This window comes from Vibrio sp. 3-2(1), assembly GCF_963887575.1.
GTDB classification, from domain to species: Bacteria; Pseudomonadota; Gammaproteobacteria; order Enterobacterales; family Vibrionaceae; genus Vibrio; species Vibrio anguillarum.
This window is the reverse complement of the sequence record NZ_CAWPGB010000033.1, coordinates 198041-215237: the sequence shown is the minus strand read 5'-3', so window position 1 is coordinate 215237 and position 17197 is coordinate 198041. Positions and strand designations below refer to the sequence as shown.

Below are 17197 nucleotides of genomic sequence, written 5' to 3'. Positions count from 1 at the left end.
ACTGCTTAATTTTCCAAACAAAAGGCAATCGTTTGCTTTTTATCTGGCAGCAGAAAATAGTTCTGGTATGATGCGCACAGTTTATCGATATCCTTACTAGCGTTGAGCTAAGCGATATCTTCTCTGTATGACGTTTGAAAAAGATAGGAATGTCTAAATGAGCCTTGCTGATCAAATCCTTGCCGTCAATGACGACCTCCCAATTCGCACTCACCAACCTGTTCATAGCGGCAAAGTTCGCTCTGTTTATTGGCTAACTCCAGAAGATAGCCAGCGTTTGATCAAAGAAAAAGGTTACAACGTTGCTCCTGATGCACCTTTAGCCATTATGGTAATCAGTGACCGTATTTCCGCTTTTGATTGTATCTGGCATGCCGAAGGTGGCATCAAAGGTGTACCGGGTAAGGGCGCGGCATTGAACGCGATTTCAAACCACTGGTTTAAGCTATTTCAAGAGAGCGGGTTAGCCGATAGCCATATTTTAGATATTCCCCATCCTTTTGTATGGATTGTGCAAAAAGCCAAGCCAATCAAAATTGAAGCGATTTGTCGCCAGTATATTACCGGTTCAATGTGGCGTGCTTACGAAAAAGGTGAACGAGATTTTTGTGGTATTCAATTACCAGAAAGCTTGCAGAAAGATAAAAAACTGCCAGAACTGCTCATTACACCATCAACCAAAGGCATCTTAAAAGGCATTCCCGGTGTTGCAGAAGCCGATGATGTCAATATCTCACGTCATAATATTGAAAAGAATTTTGCCGCTTTTAACTTCAGTCGTGTCGAAGATATTGCCTTGTATGAAAAGCTATTAAAAGAAGGCTTCAGCGTCATTAGCCATGCACTCTGCCAAGTAGAGCAAATCTTCGTCGATACCAAGTTTGAGTTTGGTTATGTCACCGATGCCAACGGCGTTGAGAAACTCATTTATATGGATGAAGTAGGTACGCCGGACTCTTCTCGCATCTGGGACAGCGCTTCCTATCAGCAAGGACGTATTGTGGAAAATTCGAAAGAAGGTTTTCGTCAATTCTTGCTCAACTACTTCCCTGACCCAGATATTTTACTCAACAAAGAACGGATGGCTGAGCGAGAAGCGCTTGCACGTGATAATGCGCTGCCTTTGGCTGCATTAATAGATATTTCCAATACCTATCTTGCGATTGCAGAGAAAATTGTTGGCCAACCGATCGTATTAAGCCAAAACCCAAAGCAAGAGATCATTACGATCCTGCGTTCTCAATATGGCTTGATTGACTAGCACTCAACAATAACGGGGCATTAAATATGCCCCGTTATCTGTTTATACCCTTACAGGGTGATAATAAATTCGTCTGGTTTTGTATTTTTTATCAAAGATTGGCTTTTATTTTGAATCAATTGGATCTGTTCAGAATCCAACGCATACGGCATCACTAATTTTAGCTCTTCAATCCCCTCTAATTTCGCCAATCTCACTAGTGAAATTAAATTCGCTTCATCACTACGGCGTGTTGATAACGACTTCAACGCCATTTCCCATAGGCGATCCTCTGGGCTTGATAATTCTTTAATGCTGTCTTTCCATACCGTACCAAAAATCGGTGCAAATGACGTCATGGCTTCGAGGAATGTCCATTTCTTATTACATGACGCACCAAGAAATGTAGTGTAATCAAACACCACCCGTCTCCTTTCTTGTGTATTCATTTTGTCCCCCGACAAATTGGCAGCACACTGTACTCAATATCATCCATGATTGTTCATATAGCAATAGGATATAAAAAAACAGTCTTTTATGCCTTAAAACCGAATAGATTGGCTATATCAAAACCAGGTTTGTAACAAGGCATAAACAGACTTACTGACATATGTGTCTGATTGATTAATATTTCAAACCGTGAACAAAAAGTCGCTTTATCACTTAAAGTGATCATCGCTCAACACTACTTTTGAAATCTCTGCTTAAGGAGACCAATAGACAAAAATGTGTACATTGATGCCCTCAGCAATTAACACGGAGAATTCTACCGTTTTTATCGGCATTCTTCAGTATTCTGTGCCATGTGTCGCCGCTCGTCTATTTACAATCTCATGAGTAAACCGTTATCATTTTTGAGTTCCCTTCTACCCTAAAATAGGCCGACAATGAATAATGATAAACGCCCTCTTTATATTCCCTATGCGGGCCCAGCTCTACTCAGCACGCCTTTGCTCAATAAAGGCAGTGCATTTTGTGCTGAAGAGCGCAGTTCCTTCAACTTAGAAGGCCTGCTTCCTGAAACGACGGAAACGATACAAGAACAAGTTGTTCGCGCATACCAACAATACTGCAGCTTTGAAAGTGATATGGATAAGCATATCTATCTGCGTAATATTCAAGATACTAACGAAACCTTATTCTATCGTTTAGTACAAAACCACATCACTGAGATGATGCCCATCATCTACACACCAACGGTGGGTGCCGCGTGTGAAAACTTTTCAAATATTTATCGTCGCGGCCGCGGTCTGTTCATTTCCTTTCCGAATCGAGATCGCATCGATGACTTACTCAATAATGCAGCGAACCATAACGTAAAAGTTATCGTAGTGACCGATGGTGAACGCATTCTCGGCTTGGGCGACCAAGGAATTGGTGGCATGGGTATTCCTATCGGCAAACTGGCACTTTATACCGCATGTGGTGGTATTAGCCCTGCTTATACTTTACCGGTCGTGCTCGATGTTGGAACCAATAACCCACAGCGCTTGGCTGACCCGATGTACATGGGCTGGCGTCACCCTCGGATTACCGGGGCCGAATATGATGCATTTGTAGAAGAGTTCATCCAAGCGGTGCAACGTCGCTGGCCTGATGCATTGATCCAATTTGAAGATTTTGCGCAAAAGAACGCAATGCCACTATTAGAACGTTATAAAAACCGTATTGGTTGTTTTAACGATGACATTCAAGGCACTGCGGCGGTGACTGTAGGTTCGCTATTGGCCGCATGCAAAGCCGCAGGCAGTCAACTCTCCGAGCAACGTATCGCTTTTCTTGGTGCGGGCTCTGCAGGCTGTGGTATTGCCGAAGCAATCATCGCGCAAATGGTGTCAGAAGGTATTTCAGATGCTCAAGCTCGTTCTCAAGTCTATATGGTTGACCGCTGGGGTCTGCTGCAAGAAGGAATGCCTAACCTACTTGATTTCCAACAGCGCCTAGTGCAAAAAAACAAAGACACACATGATTGGAACACAGAAGGTAATGGTTTCTCATTATTGGAAGTAATGAGAAATGGCAAGCCAACGGTGTTGGTCGGTGTTTCTGGGGCTCCGGGATTATTCAGTGAAGAGATTATCACTGAGATGCACAAACACTGCCCACGCCCGATTATTTTCCCACTATCGAACCCAACCAGCCGTGTTGAAGCGACGCCCAATGACATTATCCGTTGGACCAACGGTGAAGCACTCGTCGCCACAGGCAGCCCGTTTGCTCCCGTGTTGCATAACGGTAAAACCTACCCAATTGCGCAATGCAACAATAGCTATATTTTCCCTGGTATCGGCTTAGGCGTACTGGCGGTCAATGCACGTCGAGTTACTGATGAGATGCTGATGGAATCAAGCCGCGCACTCGCCAACTGTTCACCTCTGGCGCTTAATGGGCATGGTGCGTTACTTCCACCACTGGAAGCCATTCACTCCGTTTCCAAGAAAATTGCGTTTGCGGTAGCGAAAAAAGCAATTGAGCAAGGCGTTGCACTGGAGATCCCAGATGATGTGTTAGAAACCGCCATTGAGCAGCATTTTTGGCAGCCAGTATACCGCCGCTACAAACGCACTGCTTTCTAAGCTACTACTCTGCTGTCCCCTAAGCTTCGGCTGATGTTTAGGGGCTTTTTCTGTGAGTCAATATGATGAACTTTTTAGCGCCCGCAGGGCATTACTTATCACCGTATTTAACGGAGATATCAACCGCATTGATCGCTTGTTTGCTCGTGATGCTCGGTGGGGAGATTAACGCCGCGATGCGCAAGCTAATGCGCAACCAACACTTTGTCGTTCGCACATTTACGTTTATATTGATTAACGCTTTCGGCTACGGTTTGGTGATCATCAAAGCGAGCCCTTACCTTGCTCGGACACTTTCGCAGTTAGAATCAGGCATGATGTTTAGCATTATTATGCTCTGCTTTATTGCTATCGGGATCTGGGCACAAAGGAACCGTCAAATTTAGTGTTAAAATTTTCATCTTCAAATCACTCTCGCCCTGTTTGGAAAAAGCGGGTTCACACGCTGCTTCGCTACGTGTCTGTACTGTTGTTCATTTCAAGCCTTTTTGTGCTTGGCATTGATCGCTGGGTCAGTTGGCAAGCCGAAAAACAAATCGTCACCGAGCAAAATCAAGTCGGTCAATTCCAAGTCGCTGTTGTACTTGGAACCAGTAAGTACTTGGGTAAAACGCTCAATGACTACTATACCCACCGAATTGAAGCCGCGATCGCTTTGTATGAGCAAGGCAAGGTAAAAGGGTTTTTACTCAGTGGTGATAATGCTCACCGTTCGTACAATGAACCGTGGACGATGAAACGCGATCTGCTGCGCGCTGGGATCCCGAGCGAACATATTTACTTAGATTATGCAGGGTTTCGTACTTTGGACTCCATTGTTCGCGCAAAACGTATCTTCGAAACCGACAATTTTTTGATCATTTCTCAACAATTTCATTGTGAGCGAGCACTCTTTATTGCCAACTACCATAACATTAATGCTCAGTGTTTAGCGGTTGCAGGGCCAACAACTCGTTCTGGTTTTAAAGTGAGGCTGCGTGAGGTCTTTGCTCGTACGAAAGCATTCTTAGATCTCTATATCACGAATACTCAACCTAAATTTTTAGGTCCCAAAGAGCCAATTGTGATCGAAGAGTTACCCTTAGAGCCAACCGAAGATGAAAGCTAAAAGAGGCACTGCGCCCCAGAAACCTTTCCTTCGACAGATTTCCGGGCCACTTTGGTTACGCTAATGTGGATAAGACATCAAACAAAGCGTCAATTTCACTGCGCGTGTTGTAGTGCATAAAACCGATACGGACAACTCCACCGCTGTTTTCAAGATCTAACTGACGCACTAAACCAAGCGCATAGAAATGCCCATTCCACACACAAATATTATGCTCGCCCAATGTTTTGGCCACAAATTCTGGGTGGTGATTAGCTAAGCGAATGGCAAAGGTCGGTGTACGTAGTTCACTGTTAGCCTTGGTCAGGCCATAGAGCTTAGCCGAACTCAATCCTTTAAGTTTATACAGAAAATACTCACTCAATTGGCGTTCATGCTGGTTGTATTGAATGAAACTATCGCTCAAACGCTCTCTTAACGAGCCACTCTCGTCTCCCCATTGCGCCAAATATTCCACTGTAGCAATCACGCCGGCCAAACCTTCAAAACTCTGTGTACCGGTTTCAAAACGTCCCGGACCAATATTGGTTGCTGGTTCAACTTTGTAGGGTTTAAGTGCATGTAACCACTGCGAAGCGATATAAGCGATACCAACGTGTGGACCAAAAAACTTATATGCCGAACAGGTTAAAAAATCACAGCCTAATTCTTGTACATCAATCAAATGGTGCGGAGCATAGTGAACGGCATCCACATACACCATCGCGCCGACTTGATGCGCCGCATCCACAATGCGTTTAACATCGACAATAGATCCTGTGGTATTCGAAGCATAAGTGACCGCGACCAGCTTTGTTTTAGGATTGAGCAATGACAGTAAGTGCTCAATATCCAAAGTACAATCTTGTTGGTTCACCTTTACCTGGTGCACTGTAACGTGCTTATCCTGCGCCGCTTGCTGCCAACTGGAGACATTGGAGTAATGGTCAAGCGCAGTAACAATCACTTCATCGCCCGCTTGCCAATCTCGGCTAATGGCTCGACTTAGCTGAAAAGTCAACGAGGTCATATTCGCGCCAAATACAATATTTCCTGATGACTCAGCGTTCAGAAGTGCTTGCACCGACTCACGAGCCTGCTGCATTAAATCAGTGGTGATTTGGCTTGAAAAATAGTGTCCGCCCAAATTAGAGTTAAAATGGCCCAGATATTCACTCATTTTTTCTATTACCGACTTAGGTACTTGCGAGCCACCTGGACCATCTAAGAAACTCACTGACTTACCATGATATTTTTGCGACAAAGCACTAAACTGCGTACGCACTTTTTCAGGAGTGAAGATCATTTCGGCCATCCTTAGCGGTTAACACAAAAACATCCATATGACCTTCTTGCCCATGCTCAATCGAGCGAATAGGGCAAGCGTTATGCCATAACTTACTGTCCGCGAGCATCGCAATCTCACCATTTTCTAACACTTTCCGAAAGAAAGGGGCTTCATGGCAGTCTTGATAAAGCATAATTTCACCGCCGACGATGTTGTGGCGATTCACCCCCACCAACGCAATATGATCAAAACCATCTTGATGGACACCTTCTGGCGCGACTTGCGTCTCATCAAACACAGCAGCAATTCGGATCTGATGGATTTCAATCTCTTGCCCATTAGGCAGACCATTCATACTCACAAACACCTCGCACACTTCTCTCATCCCTTCACTTTGTAGCGTGGAGGGTAAAATAGGATCGAAATGACGCTTAATGTTGCCTTGAAAATGATTGATTTGATCGGTTTGCATAAAGTCATGCTTGTCCAACGCCTCGACTTTCCCTTTGTTAAATTGAACCACAGAGTAGCGCCGTAAACGATACTGACCATCAGCATGCTCCGTATGTGGTAATTGCGCAAAGGAGGGAGCAAGTTGTTGAATCGCTTTTTGACTTAATTGCGTAATCTGTAAAGTGTTTTCGTGTACAGCTAACATCACCAGCTCCTTAATTAAATGATTGGACACATTAAATTAACAATTAATTTACATTAAGGATACGCACTAATATTGCACATTCAAGTAAAAATGAATGTTATATCTGTATGTGACTAGCAATATAAAATTTAATACTTAAATAATCACAAAAATAAGAATTAACATCCAATAGCGAGCATGACACATAGCGATTTTTAGACAAGCTCACTACTTCAAGGTTAATAAGCTTTTAAAAACAATGAATTACCAACATTAGGATGATGTAGGAATGGTATGTAGACCATGGGCGGGTTTAAAGGAAATATCAGTAACTAATTTATCAGCTCGATTCGACTAAATTTAGCAAGTATTAATCCATGAGCCATATAGCATCTCATCAACTCGAAATTAGCACCATTTAAGTAGTAAGCCATGCCAAAAATTAGACTAAAGTTAATACTAGATCATCAAACTAATTGATATATTTGACTATTAAGACTTAGTTGAAACATCGCTCAGCTGATAAGGAGATCCTCAACTCGTGAACTCTAGTATTAAAGTCACACTGTGGACTTTCATCGCATTAGGTTTCAGTGTAATCAATGCCTATGCGGCTATGGATCCTAAAGATAAATTTCTCCAAGCATTGGAGGGCATTGAGCAGATCACCTATTCACTACCGATCAAGGCAAAAGCACAAATTAGTGAACTAGAAGAAGACTACATCATATTGTCACAGCCTTCCGCTCTCGTTGTACGTTACTATTTGGCCAAAGCCACTGTATATGGGCTACTAGAGGAATATGATAGGAGCTTAGAAGCGGCACAATTAGGATTAAAGCGAACAGAACACACCAACGTTGAAACGCTCACTCTCAAACTAAGAGAGATTCAAGCTTTACGGCACCAAAAAGTCGACGTGTTGCCGAAACTTGACGCACTGTTAGTTGAAGCAGGAAACGATCACAATGCACAAATCGAATCAGAAGTATTACTAGCTAAAAGCCTCTATTACCAAGAGCAAGGCGAGTTTAAAAAATCGTACGCCGCAATAATGACCTCAATTGATACAGCAAAATCAATAGATAACAAAGAGTTAATGGAGAGAATATCTCACGGTCTAGGTCAAATACTGGTTCAGCTACAAGATTTTGATCGTTCACAGCTGTTACTTGAAAATTCCTACAGTTACTTCAAGCAGCGTAAAATGTCCTATAGCCAGTTGGTTAGCTTACTCGACATCTCTAAGTTGCAAGAGTCACGTAATCAAATCACGGCGGCGATCGAAACCTATAAAACAGCACTCAAGCTGGCACAAATACTGGGTGACGGGCGACATCGCTTTCGTATTAACATTGAACTTGCACGGCTTTATCGAGATACCAACAACCGTGATCAAATGCGCTTTTTCTTGAAAAAAGCGGAGGAACTGCAGTACCGAGAAAGCCAACCAGGCTACCTTGCCACTTTTCAGCTATTACAAACACAAGATCTATTGGAACAAAAACGCTACGGTGAAGTGATTGAATTTGTAGAACCACTCATTGCGCATATCAAACAAAGATCAAATCTACTTATTCAACAGATAGAGTTGTTAAAAGTGGCAGCACAGGCTTATGCTGGGCAAAATAACTACAAACAAGCCTATGAAACTTATGATTTTTATCATTTACGTTCGCTCACACTTCGCAATGTTGAACAGATAGAGAACTTACAGAGACAACAAATGTTGTTTGATCTTGAGCGTCTACAATATGAAAATCAGGATCTAAACTGGAACAACGTACTTCAAAAGCTAGAGATTGAAAACCATCAGAAAACGTTTCATCTATTAGGTGAAATCGTCTTTTTCCTTGCTCTTGCATTAATCGGATTATTGGTCATATTTATCTGGGCCAACCGCTCTCGCATCAAAATGGGCATGCTTGCCAAAACGGACACCTTGACTGGCTTGTATAATCGACGCTACATGGAAGAACGATTTGCAAAACATCAATCCAAATCTTACCAAAATAGTAGCGAAGCGCTTATTAAACTCGCACAACGGATTTTGATGTGGCAACAGACTTGGTTCAAAGGTCAATCTTCACCTAAAAAAAACGCCGAACCATTCGACTCAGCGCAATTAGACGAACAAATCCAACACAATGAAGATGCAAAACCGATTAGCCTTATTTTGACCGATATTGATTATTTTAAAGTCATTAATGACACTTATGGTCACGCCTTCGGCGATCAAGTATTAGTGGAAATTGCGGCTATCTTTAAGTCATCGGTACGCTCTTCCGATGTTGTCGCTCGCTACGGTGGGGAAGAGTTTCTCATCTTACTACCCGACACTGACTTAAGCATCGCTAGCGAAATTGCCGAAACCTTGCGCCGAAAAATTGAAGATCACCATTTTGTAACCGAATCACGAGAATCGGTATCCGTCACTTCGAGTTTTGGCGTGTTGACCGCAACAAATACTGATTTAGACCTCCAAGCATTGTGTGAAGAAGTCGACCAACTACTTTATGCGGCTAAAGCCAGCGGCCGAAATTGCTTAAAAACACGTTGGCTGACTTATTAGCCAAGTCCCATCATTGCTTAGTTTGGCTATATAACGATTATTTCTAAGCTAGCCCATGTAATCGCTTTAATTGACTCGAGATATTCCCTACAATCGTGTTAAATTTTCGAGCATTTTCGATACTGGAGTCCCCATGAGCAACGTGAAACATTGCAAACTTCTTATTCTTGGTTCTGGCCCGGCTGGTTATACGGCAGCCGTTTACGCAGCTCGCGCTAACCTTAATCCAGTTCTCGTTACCGGTATGCAGCAAGGTGGTCAGTTAACGACCACTACAGAAGTAGAAAACTGGCCAGGAGACGCCGAAGGCCTCACGGGCCCTGCTTTAATGGAGCGAATGAAAGAGCATGCCGAGCGCTTCGAAACCGAGATTGTGTTTGATCATATTAATGAAGTTGATTTTTCACAGCGGCCATTCCGCCTTAAAGGCGATAGTGCAGAATATAGCTGCGATGCTCTGATCATTTCAACAGGTGCATCCGCACGTTACCTAGGTTTAGATTCAGAAGAAGCCTTTAAAGGACGAGGAGTTTCCGCTTGTGCTACTTGCGATGGTTTTTTCTATCGTAACCAAAAAGTGGCCGTTGTAGGTGGCGGCAATACCGCGGTGGAAGAAGCGCTTTATCTATCTAATATTGCGGCACAAGTTCACCTCATCCACCGCCGTGATTCGTTCCGCGCAGAAAAAATTCTGATTAACCGTCTGATGGATAAAGTCGCAAGCGGCAATATAGTGCTGCACACTGACCGTACCTTAGAGGAAGTCTTAGGTGATGAGACTGGCGTGACGGGTGTTCGTATGAAACACACCCAATCAGAAACGACAGAAGATCTGGACGTGATGGGCGTCTTTATCGCGATTGGTCACAAACCGAATACCGACATGTTTGCTGGTAAGCTAGAGATGAAAGAGGGTTATATCGTCGTCAAGTCTGGTCTTGACGGTAATGCAACTCAAACTAGCATTGAAGGTGTGTTTGCTGCTGGTGATGTGATGGATCACAACTATCGCCAAGCGATCACTTCGGCAGGAACAGGTTGTATGGCCGCCTTAGATGCGGAACGTTACCTAGATAGCTTGAACGATAAGTAGGCTTGAACGACAAGTAAGCAAAAGGTTATTTTCCAGTTTTATAACAAAACCCTACAGCCCGGTGGTATATCCATCGGGCTTTATTTTGTATACTACCGCCCTTCCGTTTACATAATAATTCTCATTAAGCCTTCGAAATGGATAAGAAAAAGCAACGTAGCTTGAATAATTGGCTCAAACAGCAAAGTAAACTGGCAAAACGCTGGTTAATGATTGCTGTTGGCCTTGGCGTATTATCAAGTGTGTTTTTGCTGGCTCAGGCCGCACTCCTCGCCTCCATTCTGCATCAACTGATTATTGAACAAGTTGATAAAGCAGAGCTCATTCCCTATTTTCTTGGTTTGGTGGTGACGATTGCCGCACGTGCCGCGTGCGCATGGGGGCGTGAAATTGCGGGTTTTCGCTGCGGAGAGCAGATCCGCATTTATATCCGTCAGTTAATACTGGATAAAGTTCGCGAGTTGGGCCCTGCTTACATTAAAGGTAAGCCTGCCGGTGCATGGGCAACATTACTGCTTGAACAAGTCGAAAACATGCAGGACTTTTTTGCGCGCTATTTACCGCAGATGTCATTATCTGTGTTGATCCCGTTTATGATTTTGATTGTGGTCTTTCCCGTCAACTGGGCGGCGGGTTTGATCTTCTTAATCACCGCCCCCTTAGTGCCGCTGTTTATGGCCTTAGTCGGTATGAAAGCGGCCGATGCTAATCGTAAAAATTTCAAAGCTCTGCAGCGGTTATCTGGTCACTTTTATGATCGCCTGCAGTCGATGACCACAATACGCCTATTCAACCGCACACAAGCCGAAGCCGATCAGCTTAAAGGCGCTTCTGAAGTCTTTCGCACTCGCACAATGGATGTATTGAAAATCGCCTTTCTATCATCAGCAGTGTTAGAATTTTTCACCTCGATATCGATCGCCATAACCGCCGTTTACTTTGGTTTTAGCTTTATTGGCGAGTTGAATTTCGGCTACTACGGTACAGCCGTAACTCTATTTTCCGGCCTATTTATCTTGATCCTTGCGCCTGAGTTTTATCAACCATTACGTGATTTGGGCACCTTTTATCACGCCAAACAACAAGCTGTCGGCGCGGCTGAAAGCATTGTCGAGTTTTTGGAAACAGACATCAGCAAGGTGAAATCAGGATCTATCTCGCTCGATGGTGCACAGCAGATTGACATTGTAGCGCAAGATCTCGAAGTGTTTAGCCCAGAAGGAAAACGCTTGGTCGGTCCAATTTCATTTACGTTAGATAACCATTCAACCACTGCGCTTGTCGGGCCAAGCGGTGCAGGTAAAACCAGCTTAGTAAACGCCATTTTAGGCTTCATGCCTTACCAAGGCAGTTTGAAAATCAATGGTATAGAACTGAGCGATCTTGAGCATACCAGCTGGCGTAAGCAGATCAGTTGGGTTGGGCAAAACCCACTATTGGTGCACGGAACCATCGTTGAGAATATCAGCCTCGGTAAGCATGACATGAGTGACGAAGCGCTTCATTCGGCTTTAGATAATGCCTATGCGGCTGAATTTGTCGACAAACATGGTTTGGATTACGCCATCACCGATCGATCTGGTGGATTATCTGTCGGACAAGCTCAGCGAATTGCACTTGCTCGCGCGCTGCTACAAAACGGCAATTTTTGGCTACTTGATGAACCAACCGCCAGCTTAGATGCACGCAGCGAACAGTTAGTGATGCAAGGTTTGAACCGCCAAATTCAACACCACACCGCTTTAATCGTGACGCACCAATTAGCACCATTAAAATCGGTACAACAGATTTTGGTGATGCAAAATGGGGCGATAGTTCAAACAGGCGATTACAACACACTCAGCCAGCAAAAGGGCCTGTTTTCCGATATGTTACAAGCTAATCAAGCGCTTGATGAAGCCAATAAGGGGAACCTTGATGCGTGATCTCATCCCTTACCTTAAATTGTATAAAAAGCACTGGTTTGGTTTATCTCTCGGTATGCTGCTGGCCTTTTTAACCCTGTTTGCCTCGATTGGTCTACTGACCTTATCCGGCTGGTTTTTATCCGTAGCGGCCATTGCTGGCTTAACCATTGCTCGTGAAACATTCAACTACATGCTACCGGGCGCGTTTGTACGTGGGTTTGCCATGGGACGCACTGCAGGACGTTGGGGTGAGCGTGTTGTCAGCCATAATGCTACATTCAAGCTGCTGACGGATCTGCGTATTTTCTTCTTCCAAAAACTCGCGCCACTGATCCCAGGACGTGTGTCAAACCTCCGAGACGCTGATTTACTCAACCGTCTAGTGGCAGATATCGATGCTATGGATCACGTCTATTTACGCTTAATCAGCCCAGTAACCGTGGGTGTACTGGGCATTAGTGCGTTAACGGCATTCTTATGTTGGTTCGACCCTGCCATTGGCTTAACCCTTGGTGCAATTCTTCTGACGCTACTGCTCGTGTGGCCTGTCCTCTTTTATAAACTGGGTCAGCGTAATGGTGCCGAGCTCACCCAGCACAAGGCGGATTTGCGTATTGCAACGCTTGACTGGTTGCAAGGCTACAGTGAATTGACCCTGTTTGGTGCAGAAAACCGTTACCGTGAAGCGATTCTTAGAGCGCAGCAAAAATTGCTGGTCAATCAATTGGCTAACGCTCATTTTTCTGGCCTTGCACAAGCACTGCTCATGCTCGCTAATGGCTGGACGCTTGTGTTAGTGATCTGGCTTGCCGCCGATGGTGTGGCAGGTAATCAACCCGACCCGATGATTGCACTGGTGGCTTTTGCAACTATGGCAAGTTTTGAGCTGCTGATGCCGATTGCTGGTGCATTTCAACATTTAGGGCAAACACTCACTTCTGCTCGCCGCCTCAACGATATTATTCTGGCTGAGCCTGAAGTCCAATTTCCTACCGCTTTAACTCAGCACTCAGGTCAATTCGATATTGAATTTTCAGACGTAACCTTTCACTATCCTGACAGCAGCCAAGATGTGTTACGCGGTGTTAATCTCCATATTCCCGCAGGGCATCGCGTTGCGATAGTGGGGCAAACAGGCTCTGGCAAATCAACCTTAATGCAATTGCTGTCACGCTATTGGGATCCACAGCAAGGCAGCGTCTCCATTGCAGGTACCCACTTAACAGCGTGGAATGAGAGCGAACTTCGCCAAACCATCAGTGTGGTTAGCCAACGTGTAGATGTACTCAATGGCACGCTGCGAGACAACCTCGCGATGGCCAATCCAAGCGCAAACGATCAACAGTTAGCTCACGCCTTAACGCAAGTCGGTTTACATACTCTATTGGACGATCTAGGTTTGGACGCATGGCTGGGTGACGGCGGCCGTCAGCTCTCTGGTGGAGAGAAACGCCGCATCGGTATCGCGCGCGCACTGCTGCATAACGGTTCCATTTTATTACTCGATGAACCCACGGAAGGCTTGGATAAACAAACAGAGCAGCAAATTCTGGCTCTATTTCAACAGCATTTTGCGCATAAAACGGTCCTCTTTATTACTCACCGCTTGGTCGAGTTAGAAACAATGGATGCTATTTGCCTGATTGAACAAGGTGAAATAGTGGAATACGGTAGCCACCAAGCGTTATTGGCCAAACAAGGCCGCTATTTCCAACTACAGCAAACCTTGTAGCCATCGTTTGTCATTTGCTCGTTATGAGACTTATCTTTTTTAGGAACACTATGCTGAATTAGGTAACTGAAGCTTGGTATGAAAAATCTTCGCCCTCTTGCTTTGAGAGTCAGTGCATGAGGGTGAAGAAGCGGCCTTGCAAAGAAGCGGCAGTCAACCAAACTAGCTAAATACGTACCTCATCAGCTTAATAAGTACTGAGCGTACTACTCATTTTATAGGTGAGATTTTTAATTAATATTCAAAGATAGATGGTTAATAAGATCTTCCACTGGCATTGGGTGTCCTAGGTAGTAGCCCTGCACTTGTTGACAGCCCATTGTCTGCAAAATTTTCAATTGGTTGGCTGTCTCTACGCCTTCTGCCACAATATTGATGTCAAAACTTTGCGCCATAGCAATAATGGCATTCACTATCGTTCTTGAGCGATCATCATGTTCTACTTCAGAGACGAAACTGCGGTCAATTTTGATTTCATCTACAGTAAGATCTTTGAGCATGGCAAGTGACGTATAACCCGTGCCAAAATCATCGATGGAAAAAGTAATCCCGTTAGATTGCAGATTAGAAATAATTTCAACACTCTTTTTCATATCGGTAAGCGTTGCTGTTTCCGTAATTTCAATGCGTATGAATGAGTTCAAATTCTCATGCTGCTGAATAAATCGCGTGAGTTCATACATCTCATCAGCATTATTGAACTCAGTCGCGGAGACATTAACAGCAACGTGTTTAATTTGTGTCCCCAATATTCCTGAACGCCCCAGCTCCTGTGATACTTTTCCAACCACAAATTTGGAGATAGCGCCCGTCAAGCCATTGTCCTCGGCTAATGGGATAAAAACATCAGGCGGGATAGCGCCTTTAACAGGATGGTTCCAACGAATCAGTACTTCGACACCGTTGACTGTTAATGTTTTTAGGTCATATTTAGGTTGATATACAACCGTTAAGCTATCGTCGTCGATCGCTAAGCGCAGGTCGAGGACCATTTGCCGGCGCTGCATCGCTTTTTCTGTTAATGTTTTGTCATGATACTGAATGGCATTCTTTTGTTTCTTTGCAACATTAAGAGCCTCAGTCGCGGAAACCATCAGTTCTCTAGCACTGATACCATCGGCTGGGTAAATGGCAACACCTATGCAGCAAGTTGTTTCAATATTGTGTTGCTTGGCCCGATGGGTATACAGACGTTGGACGCTCCGAACATGAGAATCCATATCTACAGCGTCACTCAACTTTACAAAACTGGCAAACTGATCGGCATGTAAGCGCGATACTAATGAGCCGGGCAAAGTCATTTCGTTAATATCGTGAGCTAAATCCTGCAAAAATGCATCTGCACGCTCAAACCCCAGAGTTTCGTTGATACTTTTAAAATCGTCGACATCGAGGTAACAAAGAATAAATCGCTCATTAGACTTTAATTTCTTGATCGTTATATTGAGAGTGCGCACAAACATACTAAGGCTGTGCAGCCCAGTGAGGCTGTCCATATCATTGGCCTTTTCTAGTAAGCGGTTACCTCTAAGCACCAACATGAGCAAAAGTAAGGCGGTAATACTGACAAACATCAACCCCTTATAGGTTTGAGCGAGAGCACGCAACTGGGCGTTATCTAGCAATAATTCGACTGTCATATCCGAGAATAATATCCAGAGCACGGCAAATGTTGCGTAGATAAGTGTCACTTTAACGGCTGAGATGCCTGCTCTATCCATGTTTAACTAACTCCAAATCTACCCGCTTATGATCGTAACATTGTAGCATCACTAAAATTTAGTCAACCATACCATACATGCCACATGTAGCCTGTTTCTTCACTCTACTCACTTAAATACCAGAAAATATGAACATAGGGATGTCAATCATGTACAAGTGCTCAATACCAACTCTATTGTTTTAATTTTTAGTTTATTATCAATCTCTTAAACGAAAAAATCCCGAGCTTAGCTCGGGATTTTAATATCAATTAACAGGCAACGAGAAAGTTTCGCTTATCGACGTGGCGCTTTCGCTTTACCAGTTTGAGGCCGACCAGTGCCGCGGCTACCATCTGCACCACTGTTACGGGTACTTGAAGCAGGCTTGCGACGGCCAGTAGTTGTGCCATTGGTTGTCGTACCGTTAGTTTTTTTACCATTCGTCGTTGTACCATTGGTCGTACGACTTTTAGGCTTGCCTGTCGTCGTTACGCGCTCTTCATGGCGCTTAACGGCACGGCGAATTTTTTGGCTACGCGCACGCTCACGAGTACGTGAAGTGTTGTCTTTGCTCAAATCTAGCATCGTCTCTTTTTCAGGACGCAGTTCAACCAATTCACGTAAATAGTTTACATCTTTAAGATCCAGTTCCATCCAACCGCCGCGTGGCAGTTTTTTGTCCAAATAGATCTCGCCATAACGAACGCGTTTCAAACGGCTCACTGTGGTATCTTGAGATTCCCAAAGACGACGAACTTCACGATTACGGCCTTCGTTAATCGCGACGTAGAAAGTATGGTTCATACCTTCACCACCAGCGTAAACGATATCTTCAAAGCGTGCCAAACCATCTTCTAGCTCAACCCCTTTAACGAGGTTACGCACTTTCTGTTCGTTCACTTCGCCAAAAACACGCACTAAATATTCGCGTTCTACTTGACGGCTTGGGTGCATAAGGCGATTAGCCAATTCACCATCGGTAGTAAAGAGAAGTAAGCCTGAGGTGTTGGCATCTAAGCGGCCAACTGAAATCCAACGTGAACCACGAATTTTAGGTAGACGATCAAATACCGTCCGACGACCTTCTGGATCATGACGTGTACAAAGCTCACCTTCCGGTTTGTAGTAGGCAAGCACTCGACAAATAACCTCTTCTGGCGCTTTAACGGAAACAGCATGTCCATCAATACGCACAACTGCGTTATCATCTTCTAGACGCTCGCCCAACATAGCTACCTTGCCATTAACACTGACACGTCCTGCTCTAATCAAAGCTTCTAACTCACGACGAGAACCATGACCAGCTCGTGCTAAAACTTTTTGTAACTTTTCGCTCATTTATCTACCTATGTGTCGTCTTCA

Annotated in this window: 13 protein-coding genes; 8 read left to right on the top strand and 5 right to left on the bottom strand. The window is 44.3% G+C overall.

Translation table 11 applies throughout. The features are described 5' to 3' along the window. Positions 1 to 157 precede the first annotated feature (157 nt). Positions 158 to 1261 carry a phosphoribosylaminoimidazolesuccinocarboxamide synthase gene (locus AACQ79_RS12025; RefSeq protein WP_170899149.1) on the top strand — a complete coding sequence of 368 codons (1104 nt, stop codon included), beginning with the start codon at positions 158 to 160 and terminating at the stop codon, positions 1259 to 1261. Between the two features lie 50 nt (positions 1262 to 1311). Here the strand turns inward: AACQ79_RS12025 and AACQ79_RS12020 are convergent, their stop codons facing one another. Next, positions 1312 to 1689, bottom strand: coding sequence for a hypothetical protein (locus AACQ79_RS12020; RefSeq protein WP_026028577.1), 378 nt, complete (start codon positions 1687 to 1689; stop codon positions 1312 to 1314). A 438-nt stretch (positions 1690 to 2127) separates the two neighbouring features. Between AACQ79_RS12020 and AACQ79_RS12015 the strand changes: the two genes are divergently transcribed. The 3 genes from AACQ79_RS12015 to AACQ79_RS12005 all read left to right on the top strand — a co-directional run bounded on the left by AACQ79_RS12015 (position 2128) and on the right by AACQ79_RS12005 (position 4924). Continuing rightward, on the top strand, positions 2128 to 3816 hold the full coding sequence (locus tag AACQ79_RS12015; protein WP_170899148.1) for an NAD-dependent malic enzyme: 1689 nt from the start codon (positions 2128 to 2130) through the stop codon (positions 3814 to 3816). A 62-nt stretch (positions 3817 to 3878) separates the two neighbouring features. Then, positions 3879 to 4202 carry a DUF3392 domain-containing protein gene (locus AACQ79_RS12010; protein WP_017042030.1) on the top strand — a complete coding sequence of 108 codons (324 nt, stop codon included), beginning with the start codon at positions 3879 to 3881 and terminating at the stop codon, positions 4200 to 4202. Next, positions 4175 to 4924, top strand: coding sequence for a SanA/YdcF family protein (locus AACQ79_RS12005; protein ID WP_026028037.1), 750 nt, complete (start codon positions 4175 to 4177; stop codon positions 4922 to 4924). The genes AACQ79_RS12010 and AACQ79_RS12005 overlap by 28 nt, the downstream gene beginning before the upstream one ends. Positions 4925 to 4979: 55 nt before the next feature. Here AACQ79_RS12005 and AACQ79_RS12000 read toward each other — a convergent pair whose 3' ends face one another. Both AACQ79_RS12000 and AACQ79_RS11995 read right to left on the bottom strand, forming a co-directional pair. After that, positions 4980 to 6218 (bottom strand): cysteine desulfurase-like protein, encoded by a 1239-nt coding sequence (locus AACQ79_RS12000; protein WP_170899147.1) that lies wholly within the window; start codon positions 6216 to 6218, stop codon positions 4980 to 4982. Further along, positions 6193 to 6849, bottom strand: coding sequence for a 2OG-Fe dioxygenase family protein (locus AACQ79_RS11995; RefSeq protein ID WP_026028580.1), 657 nt, complete (start codon positions 6847 to 6849; stop codon positions 6193 to 6195). Before AACQ79_RS11995 ends, AACQ79_RS12000 begins: the two co-directional genes overlap by 26 nt. Positions 6850 to 7369: 520 nt before the next feature. Between AACQ79_RS11995 and AACQ79_RS11990 the strand changes: the two genes are divergently transcribed. From AACQ79_RS11990 to cydC, 4 genes are all read left to right on the top strand, one after another. Further along, positions 7370 to 9400, top strand: coding sequence for a GGDEF domain-containing protein (locus tag AACQ79_RS11990; RefSeq protein ID WP_170899146.1), 2031 nt, complete (start codon positions 7370 to 7372; stop codon positions 9398 to 9400). Between the two features lie 133 nt (positions 9401 to 9533). Further along, a complete protein-coding gene (trxB, locus tag AACQ79_RS11985; protein ID WP_170894761.1) occupies positions 9534 to 10493 on the top strand; it encodes a thioredoxin-disulfide reductase in 960 nt (319 codons plus the stop codon). Between the two features lie 137 nt (positions 10494 to 10630). Further along, on the top strand, positions 10631 to 12418 hold the full coding sequence (gene cydD, locus AACQ79_RS11980; RefSeq protein WP_013857131.1) for a heme ABC transporter permease/ATP-binding protein CydD: 1788 nt from the start codon (positions 10631 to 10633) through the stop codon (positions 12416 to 12418). Then, positions 12411 to 14132 carry a heme ABC transporter ATP-binding protein/permease CydC gene (gene cydC / locus AACQ79_RS11975; RefSeq protein ID WP_170899145.1) on the top strand — a complete coding sequence of 574 codons (1722 nt, stop codon included), beginning with the start codon at positions 12411 to 12413 and terminating at the stop codon, positions 14130 to 14132. Before cydD ends, cydC begins: the two co-directional genes overlap by 8 nt. Positions 14133 to 14362: 230 nt before the next feature. Here the strand turns inward: cydC and AACQ79_RS11970 are convergent, their stop codons facing one another. Together AACQ79_RS11970 and rluB are read right to left on the bottom strand one after the other, a co-directional pair. Next, positions 14363 to 15853, bottom strand: coding sequence for a putative bifunctional diguanylate cyclase/phosphodiesterase (locus tag AACQ79_RS11970; RefSeq protein ID WP_170888681.1), 1491 nt, complete (start codon positions 15851 to 15853; stop codon positions 14363 to 14365). 276 nt (positions 15854 to 16129) lie between these two features. Beyond that, a complete protein-coding gene (gene rluB, locus AACQ79_RS11965; protein WP_013857138.1) occupies positions 16130 to 17173 on the bottom strand; it encodes a 23S rRNA pseudouridine(2605) synthase RluB in 1044 nt (347 codons plus the stop codon). Positions 17174 to 17197: the final 24 nt, after the last annotated feature.